This is a genomic window from Nocardia sp. NPDC024068, from assembly GCF_040638875.1.
GTDB lineage: Bacteria > Actinomycetota > Actinomycetes > Mycobacteriales > Mycobacteriaceae > Nocardia.
In genome coordinates, this window is sequence record NZ_JBEZYU010000082.1 from 1 (window position 1) to 15,915 (window position 15,915).

Below are 15,915 nucleotides of genomic sequence, written 5' to 3' on the forward strand. Positions count from 1 at the left end.
CCGGGGCGGCCGCCACCGGCACCGCGACCGCCCCACTGCAGGCCGCGGCGACCAGAGTCGCCATGACCACGGTCCGGTGCACCGGATCCGGTGCGCAGGCCCTCTTCGTTGTCGCCGGTCTTCTGTCAGCTCATGCTCATGATTGCCGCAGAACCCGCGACAGCGGCCGAATCGAAGAATTTCACCAGAACGTCGTAGTACTGGCGCAGATAGCCGAGCTCGGCCTCATCGACGGCCGCGGCTTCAGCGTGCGCGGCGAGCGTCGTGAAAGGGGTATCGCTCAGCTTTTCCGCGGTCCGCCGGACCAGCGCGGACGACCAGCCGAACAGAAACTCGGAATCGTCGATCGGATCGCCGTCCAGCACCAGGTCGATCCCGGTTCCGGCGCTCTCGAGAAGATCGGACAGGCCCTGCCAGGCCTTGTCGAGATAACCGTCGGGCTCGGTCCTGCGGTCGCGGCCGTCGTCGATCACTTCCCAGTGTTGGTCCGGGTCGGAGCGGACCTGTGCCAGCTGCGCCTCGGATACGCGATCGAACGAAACAACGATTCCCATAGTTCACCCCGATGGTCGGATTTCGACAGCGGGGTGGACGTTAGCGGTACGTACCGACGGTTTCCACCGGTACGGCCGGTGCCCGCTATTCCACTGTGGTGGGACCGGTTTCGACTCGCTCGGAGGGGTTCTCGCGCCCGGCGGAGCGGTCGGCGTCCGGGGCCGGAATCCGCTTGTTCGACTCCGCCCGCGACCGCAGCGGTGCGTCCGGATCGGCCGCGACCCGCAGCGGCCGGCTCGGCAGTCTGGCCGCGACCCGGTATCCACCGCTGGGCTTGGGGCCGGCCGTCAACGCGCCGCCCAGGGCGTGGGTCTGTTCGCGCATCGCGATGATGCCCATCCCACGTGTGGGTCCTGTGTGCTCGGGTTTTCCGGTGGGGCGGGTGTTGTCGACCGTGAGATCGACCGAATCGCCGCTGTAGCGCACGGTCACCGTCGCCTCCGACCCGGGCGCGTGCAAGATCACGTTGGCCAGGGATTCGCGCACGATCTGGGTCGCGGCGTCGTCGATGGCCCCCGGCAGGGTGGCGGGCGTACCCAGCACCCGGGTCTGCACCGTCAACCCGGTCGCCCGGGGCTTGCGCAGCAGTTCGTCGAGATCGGCCAGAGTGGGGTCGGGTTCCCGGGGCGGGGGAGGCGGTGCGGCGGGCACCGGGCGATCATCGGCCGCGGCGGCGGCCGGCCGGCTCATGGTGCCGGGCCGCTCCCGGCGGCCGAAACCGCCCCGCCGGGAGCGCTTCTCGCGCGTCCGCCGGTCCGCGGGACGAGGCGGCGCGGTGGACGACTCGGTGGTGGGTTCCGGTGCGGCGGCTTCGACGGCCTGGATGGCGTGCCGGAGGGCCTGTACATCCTCGAGTGCGTTGCGGCTGGTGGTCTTGATCTCGGCCACGGTGCCGGCGGCCTTCGCCGATTTGTTCTCGACCTGCTGCAGCGCCATCCCGGACTGCACATTGATCAGCGAAAGGTTGTGCGCCACCACATCGTGCAATTCGCGCGCGATCAGCAGACGTTCGGTATCCACCTCCGATTCCTGTCGCTGCCGCGCGACCGTCCGGCCGGCGGCACCCAGTTCCCGGCGCAGCGTGACCAGCGCGCGGCGCTGCCGCACGAGTTCGATCAGCGCCCCGGCCAGCGCAAGCCAACCCAGTAGCCCGACCATCTGCCAGCTCGTCATCGCGAACTCTCCACCCGCATCACCCTATTCGCCCATCGCGCGGGCCGTCGGCGCACACCCGGATTCCCGGTGCCGCAATGGTATTCCCGGTGATCACCGCGCCTGTTCACGGTGGTCCGCCCGGTGGCGGCACGACGATCAACGCGTCAGCGGCCGTACCCGGGGACGCGCGGGTATGGTTCTGGAGATGGTCGACCAGCAAGTGCGTGTACCGGACCTGTCAGCACGGCCGTACGAGCTCACGGTGGAGCGGGTGATGACCGCTGCACCGGAACTTCTGTACCTGGCCTGGACACAGGGATTCGATATCTGGTTCGCGGAGCCGTCGTCGGTGCGGATGCGGGCGGAGGTGAACGAGCCGTTCTATTTCGAAACCCGCCACGAGGGGACCATTCGCCCCCACTACGGTCGCTTCCTACATCTGGAACCGGGTCGGCTGGTCGAAATGACCTGGGTGACCGGCGAAGGCGGAACCGAGGGCGCGGAAACCGTGGTCCGGGTCGAGTTCGTCAAGCAGCCGCGGGGTATCAGGTTGCGGTTGCGGCACAGCGGGTTTGCCGGCGAAGCGGCCCGGAACCGGCACCACGACGCCTGGCCGGCGGTGCTGGCCCGGCTCGACGAACGAACAACCGCCACGGTGTGACAGGTGCGAGTAGGTTCGGAACGGACGCGAAATCAATAGTCTTCGAAAGGATCGTGATGCCCACACGTACCGCGCGCACCGCCTGGACCGGCGGCCTGCAGGACGGCTCCGGCCAGGTCGACCTGGTCAGCTCCGGAGTCGGCAAGTACGAGGTGTCTTTCCCCAAACGGTCGGCCGAGGACGCCGACGGCACGACCAGCCCGGAGGAACTCATCGCGGCGGCGCATTCGTCCTGCTACGCGATGGCGCTGTCGAATGAGATCGCCAACGCCGGGGGCACCCCGCAGAGTCTCGACGTCTCCGCGGCGGTCACCCTCGGCCCGGATCCGGCCGGTGGTTTCCGGATCAGCCGGATCGCGCTCACCGTCCGCGGCCGGGTGTCCGGGCTCGACGAAGCCGGTTTCGCGACGGCCGCCGCGGCCGCCAAAGCCGGTTGCCCGGTGAGCAAGGCGCTGACCGGTGTGGGCGATATAACGCTCGACGCCGCGCTGGAATCCTGAGCGGATCCCGGGCTCCCGCGTCGTGTGTGGAGCCCGGGCAGGCCGCCCTTCACGCCGCGGAGCCGAACCAGGCCCGCGCCGCGGGCGTATACATCGCGGGGACAGCGATCAATACCGCGAGGATATGCCCGATACGGATGATCGCCACCAGCACGGCGGCCCAGGTGACCGCCGACAGGTCGATGCCGTCGGCGGCGAGCGCGGAGAGCGGTTCGATGACCAGCGAGACGAGTCCGATCACCCCGATACCGCCGGTGAGCGCGAGACGCGCCCACCGGCCGCCACGCAACATTCGCCACGCGGCCACGGTCACCAGCCCGTATATGGCTGCGCGCAGCAGCCATACGGTGGTCATCGAGGCCACGGTGACATCGGATTCGCCGAGTAGTACCTCCGCGCTCCGTATCGCCGTCTCCGCCACGCCGAACCCCACCGCGGCCAGTAACGCCACAAAGGCTGTGGTCACGGCTGCAGGACGGTGCTGGGGGAGCCTACGGGCCTGCTGAACGCGGCTCCGGACCGCCGGGCGGGTATCGGTGGAATCCATACCGCCGACACTGCCCTCGGCGAACCGGTGCCGGAATCACCCCGCCGTAGCGACCGGTTCGGGTACCCGGGTACTACTCCGTTCCAGCCATTCGGTGATGACCGCGAAAACGAGTCCGATACTCAGCCAGAGGGTGGTGGACACCGCCAGCGACGCGGTGCGGAACTCCCACAGCAGGCTCGCCGGGAAATCCGTCCCCACTTCGTTCACTCCGGGCAACAGGATGTATCCCAGCGTCACCACCAGCACGAACGCCGCGACGCCGACGACGAGCCGGAGTGAACCGAGCTGCGCACGCAGCAGGTTCCAGACGAAAACCGCCGCCGCGACGGCTACGAGACCCAGGACCACCGCAGCCACCCAGAGCAGCGTGCGGTCGTTGATCGTTTCGGGGTCGCCCACCGCCGGCGGATTGGCCGGGTACTTGAAGAACGGCACTATCACCACCGCGAGCCAACCGGCCACGCCGAGCCCGAGAACCAGTCGCGGCCCCGGAATCGAGGTGAATCGGCGGGCGTAGTGCGCCGCGGTCGCGACGATCGCACCGAAGGCCATTCCGGCCAGCGCGTTCGCCAGGAACTGCCCGAACTTCTGCCACGGCCTGCTGACCACGGCCTCGTCCTCGCCGTGGCTGTGCCCGCCTCCGGCCGCTTCGCCGTGGCTGTGCCCGGCCTCGGCTCCGTGGGACTCCTCCGCCGGTGCGGCCGCCGCCTCTTCGATGGCGATCGCCGCGTCCACCTTGGGTTCGCCGATGAAATTACCGACGATCCCGGCCAGCAGACCGGCGATCAGACCGGCGAGAAGCCCACGGATCAGCAGGGTGCCGAATGATCCGGTCAGTGGCACGGCACACCGAGCAGATGTCGTCCGTCGTGCATCAGCTCATGCATGAACATCCCGCTGCGCGAGATGGCGCCCTGATCGAAACCGACCAGGTACAGCGTGAGCAATGCCAGCAGAACGACACCGACGGTGACGAGTACGGTCGCCAGTGTGTCGGCGCCCCGGGACGGGGCGTGGGCGATGGCCATAATGGTTCCTCCTCATCCGGATGCTCGCGTCCGGTCGCGGGTTTCGCGAAGATGCCGGTGTCTGGCTCCGCCCACCCCGCAGGGGAATGGGCTTACAGTGGCGCGACCGCTCCGGGTTCCCACCGGATTACCGCCTCACCTTCGCTTACCCTCGGAACTTTGACACCATCGGGCCTGGTCGTCAATATCCCGTCGGCGAAACAGCACCGGTCACGGCACCCGCGGGTGCCGTGACCGGTGTATTCGCCATGCGAAATCAGGAAGCGGGCTTACCCGCCACGTCCAGAACCACCTCGAACTCGAGCAGGGAAGCGCCGGTGGCCACCGGCTTGTTCTGCTGCCCGGCGTGGGCTTCCTTGGCCGGCCCGTCCCGCCACGCGGCGAACGACTCCTCGGAATCCCACTGGGTGACCACGAAATACCGGTTCTCCCCGGCGGTCGGCCGCAGCAGCTGGAAGCCGAGGAACCCGGGCGAGTTCTCGACAGCGTGCGCGCGGTGGGCGAACCGCTTCTCCAGCTCGGGGCCCGCGCCCTCGGGGATCTCGATCGCATTGATCTTCACAACAGCCATGGGTCCATAGTGCCCCGCCTCCGGCGGGACGGGGACGGGGCCCTGCCGACCTCGGGCACTCGCTCCTCCGCTCGGTCGCCGCCGACCCGGGTGGGCCCGCTCGTGAACGCGGCAATCCGAATTAGACTCGGCCGATGCTGCACGACGAGGGCGGGGCCGGCACCCCCATACTGCTCCTGCACGGTCTGATGGGTAGTGCCCGAACCTGGGTTGACCAGGTCGAATGGCTGCGCGGCTACGGCCGGGTGTACACCTTCGACGCCGCCGGGCACGGCCGTCCCGCGCCCGCCGAACCGGGCACCGATGCCTTCGTGGCCGATCTGGCCGCCGCGACCGCCGGGATCACCGAGCCGATGGTGGTCATCGGTCATTCGATGGGCGGCCTGCACGGGTGGGTTTTCGCCGCCACATGCCCGGAGCGGGTGCGGGCGCTGGTGGTGGAGGATATGGCGGCCGATTTCACCGGTCGCACGGCCGAGCACTGGGCGGCGATGGTCGAGGCGTGGCCGCAGCCCTTCCGCGACAGTGACGCGCTCGTCGAATACTTCGGGCCGGTGGCGGGCCGCTATTTCGCGAATTCGTTCGAGCGGACCCCTCAGGGCTACCGCCTGCACGGGGATATCGCTACTTTTCGCGATATCTCCGAGGAATGGGGAGTCCGGGCGTTCTGGCCGGAATGGGGGCGGCTGCGCGTCCCCACCCTGCTGATCGAAGGCGAATACACCATCACCCCGCCGGGGCAGATGCGGCGGATGACCGAATCGCATCCCGCCGCCGAGCATGTGCTGATCGCGGGCGCCGGGCATCTGGTGCACGACGATCAGCCGGAGCTGTACCGGGCCGAAGTCCAGCGGTTCCTCGACCGCGTGCTGCGCGCGCCGCTGGAGCGGGCCGCGGAGGCCTGAGCGGCGGGTTCAGCCTTCCCCGGCCAGCGCGAACCGCCCGTCCCCGGTCTGTTCGATCAGGCCGTCCACCAGCAGCGAATCCAATGCGCGGTCGCGCTGGCCGGGATCGCGGGTCCAGGCCAGGTCGAGCCGGACGCGTTCCACCGGCCCGTGGGCCGCGCGCAGCACGTCGAGGAGCCGGCCGCGGGCCTGCCGGTCGGTGCCCTCGTACTTCTGGGTGCGCCGGGTGGATTCGATGCGTGGCCGGCCCGCCGTCACCCACGCGCAGCGCGGGAGGGGGCAGCGCTCGCAATCGGGAGTGCGGGCTGTGCAGACGGTGGCCCCGAGTTCCATGAGCGCGGCCGAGAACCGGGCCGCGCGGTCGACCCGGATCGGCAGCAGCGCTTCGGTTTCGCGCAGATCCCGGGTGGCCGGATTACCGGCCTCACCGCGCCCGTGCACAGCGCGGGCCACCACCCGGCGGACATTGGTGTCCACCACCGGGACCCGGCGGCCGTAGGCGAAGCAGGCGACCGCGCGCGCGGTATAGGCGCCGATACCCGGCAAACCCAGCAGCACCTCGACATCGTCGGGTACCTCGTCGCCGTGCTCGGCGGCCAGCACCTGCGCGCATTCGTGCAAGCGCAGCGCCCGGCGGGGGTATCCGAGCTTGCCCCAGGCCCGCAGGACCTCACCCGGGCTCGCCGCCGCCATCGCCGAGGGCACCGGCCAGCGCTGCACCCATACCCGCCAGATGGGGTCCACCCGCACCACCGGGGTCTGCTGCAGCATGATCTCGCTCATCAGGATCTGCCAGGCGGTGACGCCGGGGCGCCGCCAGGGCAGGTCGCGGGCGGTACGGGCATACCACCCGAGGAGCGCGCCGGCGTCGATCGCGGTGGGGTCGGGGGCGGTGGACGCGGTCGCGGAGCGCGCCCCGGTATCCGGTATACCGACGATCCCGCTGCTCACCCGATTCGCTCCGTTCGTCCTCACAGTGCAGTGCCACCGGGGCGGCGCGGAAGGAAGCCGTGCCGTAACCGGACCGAAGCAGAGGACCACACCGAATCGTGCAGAATGGACACCATGCCTCAGTCCAACCCGGTAAGTGCCTGGAAAACGCTGCGCGAAGGAAACGAGCGTTTCGTGAAAGGCACCTCGCAGCATCCTAGCCAGGGGGCCGCCGACCGAGCCAAGCTCGTGGCGGGCCAGAGCCCGACCGCGCTGCTGTTCGGCTGCAGCGATTCCCGCGTCGCCGCGGAGTTGATCTTCGACCAAGGGCTCGGCGATATGTTCGTCGTACGGACCGCGGGCCATGCGATCGACGCCTCGGTGCTCGGGTCCGTCGAGTACGGAGTGGCCGTACTGAACATCCCGCTGATCGTGGTGCTCGGCCACGAGAGCTGCGGCGCGGTCAAGGCGACGCTGGACACGCTGGACGGTGGCGAAGTGCCCGACGGGTTCATCCGGAGCATCGTCGAAAAAGTCACCCCCTCGATCCTCGCCGGCCGGCGAGAAGGGCTGACCGAGGCGGACGAGTTCACGGCCCGCCACGTGGTCGAGACGAGCAGCCGGCTGATGGAACAGTCTGCGGTAGTGGCTCAGCGGGTGCGCGCGGGAGAATGCGCGATCGCCGGCGCCACCTACAGCCTGGGCGAGGGCCGGGTGCGGCTCCGGCGCGTTGTCGGCGATATCGGTGAGATCGCCTGACGGCCCGCGGGCCGCGGGCCGGGACAACCCGCTGCACCGGCCCGTCCGGCATCCGGGACCGGCGCGGCCGGTCACTTCCGGTGTGCCGTTGACCGTCGCGGCCGCTCGATGCGCTTACCGTTGACACGTGTTGGAACCGACAGGACCACTTCCGCCGGAGATCTACTGGCGGCGTCGAGTATTTGCCATCGGGGCGCTGATCGTCGCGCTCGCGGTGGTGATCTGGCTGGTCATCACCGTCTCCCGGGGCGGCGATTCACCCGGCGCGGCCGCGGCGGCATCGTCCGCCGAGACCACCGAGGTCTCCGGACCCGTGACGAGTTCGACGCAGGTGCCGTCATCCACCACGAGCGCGGCCCGGGAAACCACCTCGGCCGGACAGAGTTCCGGTTCGGCGCCGGTGGCTTCCGGGCAGTGTGCCGACCAATCGCTGGCGATCAAGGTATCGGTCCAGCAACCCACCTACCAGGTGGGGGAGGAGCCGGTCTTCGGCATCGTGATCACCAATATCTCGGGCGAACCGTGCTCCCGGGATATGGGCTCGGGCCTGCAGCAGGTGTCGGTACACAGTCTGGACGGTGGCCGGCGGCTGTGGGCCAGTACCGACTGCTACCCGGACGGTGACCCCGATATGCGGACCCTGGATCGGGGTGAGCAGGCCGCGTTCACGGTCACCTGGACGGGCGCCACTTCACAGCCGGAATGCGCGGGCGAGCGCGTGCCGGTACCGACCGGCGCCTACAACGTGGTGGCGCAATTGGGGTCGGTGCGCAGCGCACCCGAACCGTTCAATATCGCCTGACCGACTATTTCCGGGAAAGGCCGGCCAGCCGGAGAGCGCCGCGCAGGCTGGACGCCTCATGCAGCTTCATCGGCGTGTCCTTACCGTCCACGCCGGGCGGTACCACCGCGTTGGTGAAGCCGAGTCGTTCGGCCTCGGCGAGGCGGCGGGTGGTGGAGGTGATCCGGCGGACCTCGCCGGCCAGCCCCACCTCACCGAGGATCACCCAGCCGGGCGGCAGGGCGGTATCGCGGGCCGCGCTCGCGATGGCCAGGGCGATCGCGAGATCCGCCGCCGGTTCGGTCAGTCGCATCCCGCCCACGGTCGCCGCGTAGACGTCCTGTTTGCCCACGTACAGTCCGCAGCGGCTCTGCAGGACGGCCAGCACCATCGCGACCCGGTTGTAGTCCAGTCCGCTGACGGCGCGGCGCGGCGCCGGCACCTGGGTTTCCACGGTGAGCCCCTGGACCTCGCCGACCAGGGGACGTTTCCCGTCCATGGCCACGGTGACCGCGGTCCCCGGCACCGAATCCGCGCGATGGTGCAGGAAGAGGCCGGAAGGATCGGTCACACAGGCGATTCCGTCGTCGTGGAGTTCGAAGCAACCCACCTCGTCGGCGCTGCCGAAGCGGTTCTTGATCCCGCGCACCATCCGCAGCGCCGTGTTCTTGTCGCCTTCGAATTGCAACACCACATCGACCAGATGCTCGAGAGTCCGCGGGCCGGCCACGGCACCGTCCTTGGTGACGTGCCCGACGAGCAGGACGGCGATTCCGCTCGCCTTGGCGAGAGAGGTCAGTGCGGCGGTAACGGCACGGACCTGGGTGACGCCCCCGATGACGCCGTCGGTGTCCGGAGCCAGCATCGTCTGCACCGAATCCACCACCAGCAGAGTCGGTTTCACCTGATCGACGTGCCCGAGTACCACGGAGAGGTCCGATTCCGCGGCGAGGTAGACGCGGTCGTGCACGGCGCCCGTCCGGTCCGCCCGCAGGCGTACCTGCCCCGCGGATTCCTCCGCGGTCACATACAGCGCCCGTTCGTCGCGCCCTCGGGCCCAGCGATGCGCGACCTCGAGCAGCAGCGTCGATTTGCCGACCCCCGGTTCACCCGAGAGCAAAACCACCGATCCCGCGACGATCCCCCCGCCCAGCACCCGGTCGAGCTCGGCGACTCCGGTGGGCCGGGCGGTCGTCGTCTGCGAATCGATCCGGGAGAGGGGCGCCGCCGCGGTGGTCGGCAGCATCGCCTTTCGCACGCCGCTCGCCGCGGCGGCCACCGGCAGGGCTTCGTCGACGGTTCCCCACGCCCCGCACGCCGGGCATTTCCCGACCCATTTGGCGACTTCGTGCGCGCACTCCGAACACCGGTAGACGGGTTTGTTCTTGGTCACTGCCACAGGGGGACCCTACGCAGAGATGCCGACAGGGTGTTCTACCGCGGCGGGTGTGGGTTTTCGTCCGCGGGCTGTGGGGGTCGACGGTTTGTCGGAACGCGGAGGAGGCGGGGCAGAAGATTCAGTGCCCGCCCGCGGAGCCGGTGGTGCTCTTGGAGATTTCCGATTCGACGCGGGCGGCGTCGAGTCCGGCGTCGACCGGTACCTGGACGAGGACCGTGCCGTTCTCCTTGAAGTTGAACGAGAAGTCGTAGGTGAGGCCGGGAACGATGTTCTTGGTCAGGCCGGTGACCTCGATACGCGCGTGTTCGGTGGCACCGGCTTCGGTGTCGACGGTTTCACCGGTGGTGTGGGTTTCCGCACCGGCCGCGGGGGTCGAGACCACGACGGTTTCCGACGGTGAGATCTCGAGCCTGTCGCCCTGGGCGGGGGTGATCTTCACGGTGCCGAGGTCGGTGGTGACACTGGTCAGTTCGTCGGTGACGGTTTCTCCGGTGTTCACGATCGACAGCGACAGTGCCGCCTGGCCGCCCGTGGTGTTGGCCGGGGAGCCGTTCCCGGGGTACACGAGGTGGACGTTGCGCAGTGCGATGGCACCGATATCGGCGGTGTTGCCGTTGATCGCGGCGACCTGGTCGGCGGTCTGCGAGATCTGGCCGGCGCTGCAGCCGGACAGGATGAGCGCCGCACCGGCGGCGAGCGCGGCGACCGTCACCAGGCGGCGGCGCCGGGTCGGGGAGACCGGGCTCGCGGCAGTCGCGGCAGTCGCGGCATTCAGTGCAGTCACGGGTTGTCCTCCATGTCCGAGTGGGCGCACTCCAACTAGGCACTGTAGTAGTCGGTTCGGGATGCCGGGTGCACCGGGCGGCGTCAGGGGGGATTACGCCGGGTCGCCTGTGTGATTTGTCGCACGTCATGACGGGTGTGGGTATATCTCGGGGTGCGCCGCGGGGTATCGGCCGATCGGCCACGTCCGGGGCCTGTCGTCCGGGGGTGCGGGAGGCCGGGGCGGGGGACCCGTTGACCGGTAACGATTCGGCCTCCGCGGCCGTATTTCCGACCCGCTCGGACCGGGGTTCCGGGGGTGTCGCCCGGAGGGTGTTCCGACACCCGTTCGGGCACAACGTAATGCACACCTATCAGGTCCTGTCAAGTGCCAGTACCTGGTCGTTGTGGCCCTGACCTGCGCAGTTGATCGCGCCGTTATCGAGTCGCGTGTTAAACTGTGAACATCGAAAGGGGCACGGGACACATGATTTTTAAGGTCGGAGATACCGTCGTTTATCCCCATCATGGGGCGGCTTTGATCGAAGCTATCGAGACCCGCACCATCAAGGGTGAGCAGAAAGAGTATCTGGTCCTGAAGGTCGCACAGGGTGACCTCACTGTTCGGGTTCCCGCGGAAAACGCGGAATATGTCGGCGTCCGCGATGTCGTGGGCCAGGAAGGCCTCGATCGGGTCTTTCAGGTTCTGCGTGCGCCACATACCGAGGAACCCACCAACTGGTCCCGCCGTTACAAGGCCAACTTGGAGAAGCTCGCCTCCGGCGATGTGAACAAGGTGGCCGAGGTCGTACGTGACCTGTGGCGCCGGGAACAGGATCGTGGCCTGTCCGCGGGCGAGAAGCGGATGCTGGCCAAGGCTCGGCAGATCCTCGTCGGCGAGCTCGCGCTCGCCGAGGGGACCGATGACGGCAAGGCCGAGACACTGCTCGACGAGGTTCTCGCCGCGGCGTCCTGACCGTGCGTGAATCGGACGGTGCCGGCCGTACCGCCGGTCCCGTCACCGCGTTGGTTCCTGCCGCCGGCCGTGGCGAACGTTTGGGTGCGAATGAACCCAAAGCGTTCGTCGCGGTCGGCGGCACACCCATGCTCGGGCTGGCTGTGAAAGGCCTGATGGCTGCCGAGGTCGTCGACGAGATCATTGTGATGGTGCCCGCCACTCTCGTAGACCGCGCCGCGGCCCTGCTACCGCCCGATGCCCCCGTACGGATCGTGGTCGGTGGTGCCGAACGCACCGATTCCGTCCGCGCCGGTCTGTCGGCCGCCGCTGCCGCCACCGGGTTCTTCCTGGTCCACGACGCCGCGCGGGCACTCACCCCGCCCGATCTGATCGCGCGGGTGGTGGCCGAACTGCGGGCCGGGCATCCGGCCGTCATACCCGCGCTTCCCGTGGTCGACACCGTGAAATCCGTCGATCCGGCCGGAGTCGTCACGGGAACGCCGGACCGCTCCGCGCTCCGCGCCGTACAGACCCCGCAAGGTTTCGCCGCCGAGGTGCTGCATCGCGCGTATTCCCATCCCGAGGCCGCGACCGACGATGCCGGTCTGGTCGAACGGCTCGGGGTCGCCGTGCGCACCATCCCCGGCGACCCGTTGGCTTTCAAGATCACCACCCCGCTGGATCTGCGGCTGGCCGATGCTGTGCTGGACGGAAGGCCGGTGGTGAGCTCGTGCTGAACGTACGTGTCGGCATCGGCACCGATGTCCACCCGATCGAACCGGGGCGGCCCTGCTGGATGGCCGGTCTGCTGTTCGACGGCGAAGACGGCTGCGCCGGCCATTCCGACGGCGATGTTGCCGCGCACGCACTATGTGATGCCCTGCTGTCGGCGGCCGCTCTGGGCGATGTCGGTTCCGTATTCGGCACCGGCCGCCCGGAATGGGCGGGAGTTTCCGGGGCCGCCATGCTGAAAGAGGTCCGGCGGTTGCTCGAAGAGGCCGGATACGCGGTGGTCAACGCCGCGGTTCAGGTCATCGGTAACCGTCCGCGTATCGGCCCGCGCCGGGCCGAGGCGCAGCAGGTACTGGGCGATCTGCTGGACGCGCCGGTATCGGTGTCCGGCACCACCAGCGACGGCCTGGGGCTCACCGGCCGCGGGGAGGGTATCGCCGCCATGGCCACCGCGCTGCTGCACTGTCCGGAGCGGCCGAGCATGCCCGGGGCCGGTAGCGAGATCTGACCGGTACGGCACCGGATACGGCGAGGCCGCGTAATCGGGGTGAATCGGGCTCCCGGTGATCGAGGTGATCGGCGAGCCCCGGCCCGGCCGAATGCCGGAACACCGGCCCGCCCCGCTACCCTGCCCATATCCCCCTGCACAACATCCGAGTGCAATCCATACACGAAACTAGGATCGACTGCCGTGACGCTGCGCCTGTTCGACACCGAGAAACGGACCCTGCGTGATTTCACGCCGCTGGTACCCGGCCATGCCTCGGTGTACCTGTGTGGCGCGACCGTGCAGGGTCAGCCGCATATCGGTCATGTCCGCAGCGGCGTGGCATTCGATATTCTCCGTCGCTGGCTCACCGTGAACGGTTTCGACGTGGCGTTCATCCGCAATGTCACCGATATCGAGGACAAGATCCTCACCAAGGCGGCCGCGGCCGGCCGGCCGTGGTGGGAGTGGGCCGCCACCCATGAGCGGGCCTTCGACCGGGCATATCGGCAACTCGGCGTACTGCCGCCCTCGGCGGAACCGCGGGCCACCGGGCACATCACCCAGATGGTCGAATTGATGCGGCGGTTGATCGACCGGGGTCATGCCTACGCCTCCGAGGGCAATGTCTATTTCGATGTCCGCAGTTATCCGGAATACGGGCAGCTGTCCGGCCATCGGCTCGACGATGTGCATCAGGGCGAGAGTGCCGGGGTCGGTAAACGCGACCCCCGGGATTTCACCCTGTGGAAGGCGGCGAAACCGGGTGAGCCCACCTGGCCATCACCCTGGGGTCCGGGGCGGCCGGGCTGGCATCTGGAATGCTCGGCGATGGCCGAGTTCTACCTCGGCTCCGAATTCGATATCCACTGCGGTGGAATGGATCTGGTCTTTCCGCACCACGAGAACGAAATCGCTCAGTCCAAAGCGGCCGGGCACGGTTTCGCGCAGTACTGGTTGCACAACGGCTGGGTCACCATGGGCGGCGAGAAGATGTCGAAATCGCTCGGCAATGTGCTGTCCATTCCGAATGTGCTGAAATCGGTGCGCGCCGTGGAATTGCGTTTCTATCTGGGAAGCGCGCACTACCGGTCGATGCTGGAGTATTCCGATAAGGCACTCACCGACGCCGCCCAGTCGTATCAGCGGATCGAGGCGTTCGTGAACCGGGTGGCCGAACGCGGCGGCGATATCCCGATGGGGAAATGGACCGACGGTTTCGCCGCCGCCCTCGACGACGATCTCGGTGTACCGAAGGCGCTCGCCGAAATCCACCACGGCGTGCACGAGGGCAACCGCGCGCTGGACGCCGGGGTCATCGACACCGCCCGTGAGCATGCCGGTCAGGTCCGCGCGATGCTCGATGTGCTGGGTGTGGATCCGCTGGACCCGCACTGGCACGCGGGCGCCGACCATTCCGCCGCCGACGCCGCCCTCGACGTGCTCGTAGCCGCGGAACTGGAGCGACGCCAGCAGGCCCGGGCCGCGAAGGACTGGGCCAGTGCCGACGCTGTCCGTGATCGGTTGCAGGCGGCCGGTATCGAAGTCACCGACACTCCCAACGGCGCGGAATGGTCGCTGGGCGCACCTACCCCTGGAAAGGCGGGCTGATGGCCGGCAACTCACAACGTCGGGGTGCTATCCGCAAAGGCGGCACCAAGAAGGGGCAGGTGGTCGGATCCGGCGGGCAGCGCCGGCGCGGGCTGGAAGGCCGCGGTCCGACCCCACCCGCCGAGGCGCGCACCAAACATCCGGCGGCCCGGCGTTCGGCGGCGAAAGCCAAAGCGGCGCAGAACAAACCGGCTCCTCGCGGCGGGCGCACAGCGGGCCGGCACGGCGACGACGGCCCCGAGCTGGTGCTGGGCCGCAACCCGGTGGTGGAATGCCTGCGCGCGGGGGTGCCCGCGACGGCGCTCTATGTGGCGGTCGGCACCGAGAACGACGAACGCCTCACCGAGAGTGTGCGAATCGCCGCCGATACCGGGATCTCCATCCTGGAGGTGCCGCGTACCGATCTGGACCGCATGAGCGCCAACGGCCTGCATCAGGGGATGGCGCTACAGGTTCCGCCCTATCGCTACGCGCATCCGGACGACCTGCTCACCCGGGCCCTGGAATCGCCGGAACCCGCGCTGCTGGTCGCACTCGACAACATCTCGGACCCGCGCAACCTGGGTGCGGTGGTGCGCTCGGTCGCGGCGTTCGGCGGTCACGGTGTGGTGATCCCGCAACGGCGCAGCGCCAGCGTCACCGCGGTCGCCTGGCGGACCAGTGCCGGCGCGGCAGCCCGGCTGCCGATCGCCCGGGCCACGAACCTCACTCGCACACTGAAGGATTGGGCGTCGCGCGGCGTGCAGGTGATCGGCCTCGACGCCGGTGGGGACACCTCCCTCGACGATTTCGACGGCACCACGCCCACAGTGATCGTGGTGGGGTCCGAAGGCAAAGGCCTCTCACGGCTCGTACGCGAGAACTGCGACGCCATCCTCAGCATCCCCATGGCAGGCCCCGTGGAATCGCTCAACGCCTCCGTCGCAGCGGGCGTAGTCCTGGCCGAAACCGCCAGGCAGCGCCGCACCTGAACCATCCGCCGGGCCACCCGCCGAGGCACGGTCGGCGGATGCCCCACCGCCGGCCCGAGTGACATCAGTTTCGGCCGGGGGATCGGATCTGCGGTAAGAGGTGGTGTATCTGTACAACCGCCGATTGACCGACCCTTGGTAGCGGCAGCCCGGAAAGCTTCGGCCGGGCCACCGGATAGGTTCTTGTCCTTGGCGTCGGCATGCCAGGCCGTTCATGGCAGCGATGATGTCGTCGCGCCGGGCGTCGAGGGGCAGGATCGGATCGTTCCTGCGGGGGCTGGATGGCCTGGGGCGCGTCCACGTTCGGACACCACCCGGGTCGCGGTCCGGGCCCTCGCCGGGAACTATCGCGCCACACACACTCGTTCGAGCGGCCTGCGGTACGCGAACGTCCCGGCTCCCAGTAGGCGAACGAAAGCTGGGCACGGTGCCGAGTTCAGCGAGGCCATAAAAGGGTGAGCCGGGCCGACATTCGTGTGCTCGGCAGCGAGACCCGGAGCCGGTGCCCTTCTACTCACCGTGCCTGAGCACGTCGTGTGTGGAAGGTGCCAGCCATCTCGGCACGCCGTTCGGCGATCTGCCGATGTTCATCCCGCTGGG

The 15,915-nt window shown here is 68.8% G+C and carries 19 protein-coding genes and 1 riboswitch; of the genes, 10 read left to right on the forward strand and 9 right to left on the reverse strand.

From position 1 onward, the window contains the following. Positions 1-125 precede the first annotated feature (125 nt). Positions 126-554, reverse strand: a complete 429-nt coding sequence (locus AB0F41_RS29755; protein WP_357429591.1) for a DUF1877 family protein — start codon at positions 552-554, stop codon at positions 126-128. Between the two features lie 85 nt (positions 555-639). Next, complete coding sequence (locus AB0F41_RS29760) at positions 640-1,728, reverse strand: histidine kinase (protein WP_357429593.1); 1,089 nt, start codon at positions 1,726-1,728, stop codon at positions 640-642. Between the two features lie 256 nt (positions 1,729-1,984). Between AB0F41_RS29760 and AB0F41_RS29765 the strand changes: the two genes are divergently transcribed. Both AB0F41_RS29765 and AB0F41_RS29770 read left to right on the forward strand, forming a co-directional pair. Continuing rightward, positions 1,985-2,371: an SRPBCC domain-containing protein gene (locus AB0F41_RS29765; RefSeq protein ID WP_357429595.1), complete on the forward strand. Its 387-nt coding sequence runs from the start codon at positions 1,985-1,987 to the stop codon at positions 2,369-2,371. A 56-nt stretch (positions 2,372-2,427) separates the two neighbouring features. Then, entirely contained in the window at positions 2,428-2,871 is a 444-nt protein-coding gene (locus tag AB0F41_RS29770; protein ID WP_357429597.1) for an OsmC family peroxiredoxin, read from the forward strand. Positions 2,872-2,920: 49 nt separating this feature from the next. On the opposite strand, the gene AB0F41_RS29775 is transcribed toward AB0F41_RS29770, so the two are convergent. From AB0F41_RS29775 to mhuD, 4 genes are all read right to left on the reverse strand, one after another. Next, a complete protein-coding gene (locus AB0F41_RS29775) occupies positions 2,921-3,337 on the reverse strand; it encodes a hypothetical protein (RefSeq protein WP_357429599.1) in 417 nt (138 codons plus the stop codon). A gap of 117 nt (positions 3,338-3,454) precedes the next feature. Further along, complete coding sequence (locus tag AB0F41_RS29780; protein WP_357429600.1) at positions 3,455-4,264, reverse strand: CbtA family protein; 810 nt, start codon at positions 4,262-4,264, stop codon at positions 3,455-3,457. After that, on the reverse strand, positions 4,255-4,449 hold the full coding sequence (locus AB0F41_RS29785; protein WP_357429602.1) for a CbtB-domain containing protein: 195 nt from the start codon (positions 4,447-4,449) through the stop codon (positions 4,255-4,257). Before AB0F41_RS29785 ends, AB0F41_RS29780 begins: the two co-directional genes overlap by 10 nt. A 34-nt stretch (positions 4,450-4,483) precedes the next feature. Then, positions 4,484-4,626: riboswitch (cobalamin riboswitch) on the reverse strand. A gap of 79 nt (positions 4,627-4,705) precedes the next feature. Further along, a complete protein-coding gene (gene mhuD / locus AB0F41_RS29790; RefSeq protein WP_058853342.1) occupies positions 4,706-5,020 on the reverse strand; it encodes a mycobilin-forming heme oxygenase MhuD in 315 nt (104 codons plus the stop codon). Between the two features lie 134 nt (positions 5,021-5,154). Here mhuD and AB0F41_RS29795 point away from each other — a divergent pair, with 134 nt between their 5' ends. Continuing rightward, positions 5,155-5,925 (forward strand): alpha/beta hydrolase, encoded by a 771-nt coding sequence (locus tag AB0F41_RS29795; protein WP_357429604.1) that lies wholly within the window; start codon positions 5,155-5,157, stop codon positions 5,923-5,925. Between the two features lie 9 nt (positions 5,926-5,934). On the opposite strand, the gene AB0F41_RS29800 is transcribed toward AB0F41_RS29795, so the two are convergent. Next, positions 5,935-6,798 carry an A/G-specific adenine glycosylase gene (locus tag AB0F41_RS29800; protein ID WP_357429617.1) on the reverse strand — a complete coding sequence of 288 codons (864 nt, stop codon included), beginning with the start codon at positions 6,796-6,798 and terminating at the stop codon, positions 5,935-5,937. Between the two features lie 192 nt (positions 6,799-6,990). On the opposite strand from AB0F41_RS29800, the gene AB0F41_RS29805 reads away from it, so the two are divergent. Both AB0F41_RS29805 and AB0F41_RS29810 read left to right on the forward strand, forming a co-directional pair. Next, positions 6,991-7,614, forward strand: coding sequence for a carbonic anhydrase (locus AB0F41_RS29805; RefSeq protein WP_357429606.1), 624 nt, complete (start codon positions 6,991-6,993; stop codon positions 7,612-7,614). A 127-nt stretch (positions 7,615-7,741) separates the two neighbouring features. Further along, positions 7,742-8,416: a hypothetical protein gene (locus AB0F41_RS29810; RefSeq protein WP_357429608.1), complete on the forward strand. Its 675-nt coding sequence runs from the start codon at positions 7,742-7,744 to the stop codon at positions 8,414-8,416. Between the two features lie 4 nt (positions 8,417-8,420). Here the strand turns inward: AB0F41_RS29810 and radA are convergent, their stop codons facing one another. Both radA and AB0F41_RS29820 read right to left on the reverse strand, forming a co-directional pair. Then, positions 8,421-9,788, reverse strand: coding sequence for a DNA repair protein RadA (gene radA / locus AB0F41_RS29815; protein ID WP_357429619.1), 1,368 nt, complete (start codon positions 9,786-9,788; stop codon positions 8,421-8,423). Between the two features lie 124 nt (positions 9,789-9,912). Continuing rightward, positions 9,913-10,578: a hypothetical protein gene (locus tag AB0F41_RS29820; RefSeq protein WP_357429610.1), complete on the reverse strand. Its 666-nt coding sequence runs from the start codon at positions 10,576-10,578 to the stop codon at positions 9,913-9,915. A gap of 465 nt (positions 10,579-11,043) precedes the next feature. On the opposite strand from AB0F41_RS29820, the gene carD reads away from it, so the two are divergent. The 5 genes from carD (at position 11,044) to rlmB (ending at position 15,315) form a co-directional block, all read left to right on the forward strand. After that, entirely contained in the window at positions 11,044-11,532 is a 489-nt protein-coding gene (gene carD, locus AB0F41_RS29825; protein WP_011206964.1) for an RNA polymerase-binding transcription factor CarD, read from the forward strand. A gap of 2 nt (positions 11,533-11,534) precedes the next feature. Next, positions 11,535-12,251 carry a 2-C-methyl-D-erythritol 4-phosphate cytidylyltransferase gene (gene ispD, locus AB0F41_RS29830; protein ID WP_357429612.1) on the forward strand — a complete coding sequence of 239 codons (717 nt, stop codon included), beginning with the start codon at positions 11,535-11,537 and terminating at the stop codon, positions 12,249-12,251. Next, positions 12,248-12,754: a 2-C-methyl-D-erythritol 2,4-cyclodiphosphate synthase gene (gene ispF / locus AB0F41_RS29835; protein ID WP_357429621.1), complete on the forward strand. Its 507-nt coding sequence runs from the start codon at positions 12,248-12,250 to the stop codon at positions 12,752-12,754. Before ispD ends, ispF begins: the two co-directional genes overlap by 4 nt. 183 nt (positions 12,755-12,937) lie before the next feature. Beyond that, positions 12,938-14,344 carry a cysteine--tRNA ligase gene (cysS, locus tag AB0F41_RS29840; protein WP_357429613.1) on the forward strand — a complete coding sequence of 469 codons (1,407 nt, stop codon included), beginning with the start codon at positions 12,938-12,940 and terminating at the stop codon, positions 14,342-14,344. Continuing rightward, entirely contained in the window at positions 14,344-15,315 is a 972-nt protein-coding gene (gene rlmB / locus AB0F41_RS29845; RefSeq protein ID WP_357429615.1) for a 23S rRNA (guanosine(2251)-2'-O)-methyltransferase RlmB, read from the forward strand. Before cysS ends, rlmB begins: the two co-directional genes overlap by 1 nt. Positions 15,316-15,915: the final 600 nt, after the last annotated feature.

Bases quoted from the DNA above. Each gene is read 5' to 3' on its own strand.
- AB0F41_RS29755 (WP_357429591.1), bottom strand. From the start codon at position 554: ATGGGAATCGTTGTTTCGTTCGATCGCGTATCCGAGGCGCAGCTGGCA.
- AB0F41_RS29760 (WP_357429593.1), bottom strand. From the start codon at position 1,728: ATGACGAGCTGGCAGATGGTCGGGCTACTGGGTTGGCTTGCGCTGGCC.
- AB0F41_RS29765 (WP_357429595.1), top strand. From the start codon at position 1,985: ATGACCGCTGCACCGGAACTTCTGTACCTGGCCTGGACACAGGGATTC.
- AB0F41_RS29770 (WP_357429597.1), top strand. From the start codon at position 2,428: ATGCCCACACGTACCGCGCGCACCGCCTGGACCGGCGGCCTGCAGGAC.
- AB0F41_RS29785 (WP_357429602.1), bottom strand. From the start codon at position 4,449: ATGGCCATCGCCCACGCCCCGTCCCGGGGCGCCGACACACTGGCGACC.
- mhuD (WP_058853342.1), bottom strand. From the start codon at position 5,020: ATGGCTGTTGTGAAGATCAATGCGATCGAGATCCCCGAGGGCGCGGGC.
- AB0F41_RS29795 (WP_357429604.1), top strand. From the start codon at position 5,155: ATGCTGCACGACGAGGGCGGGGCCGGCACCCCCATACTGCTCCTGCAC.
- AB0F41_RS29805 (WP_357429606.1), top strand. From the start codon at position 6,991: ATGCCTCAGTCCAACCCGGTAAGTGCCTGGAAAACGCTGCGCGAAGGA.
- carD (WP_011206964.1), top strand. From the start codon at position 11,044: ATGATTTTTAAGGTCGGAGATACCGTCGTTTATCCCCATCATGGGGCG.
- rlmB (WP_357429615.1), top strand. From the start codon at position 14,344: ATGGCCGGCAACTCACAACGTCGGGGTGCTATCCGCAAAGGCGGCACC.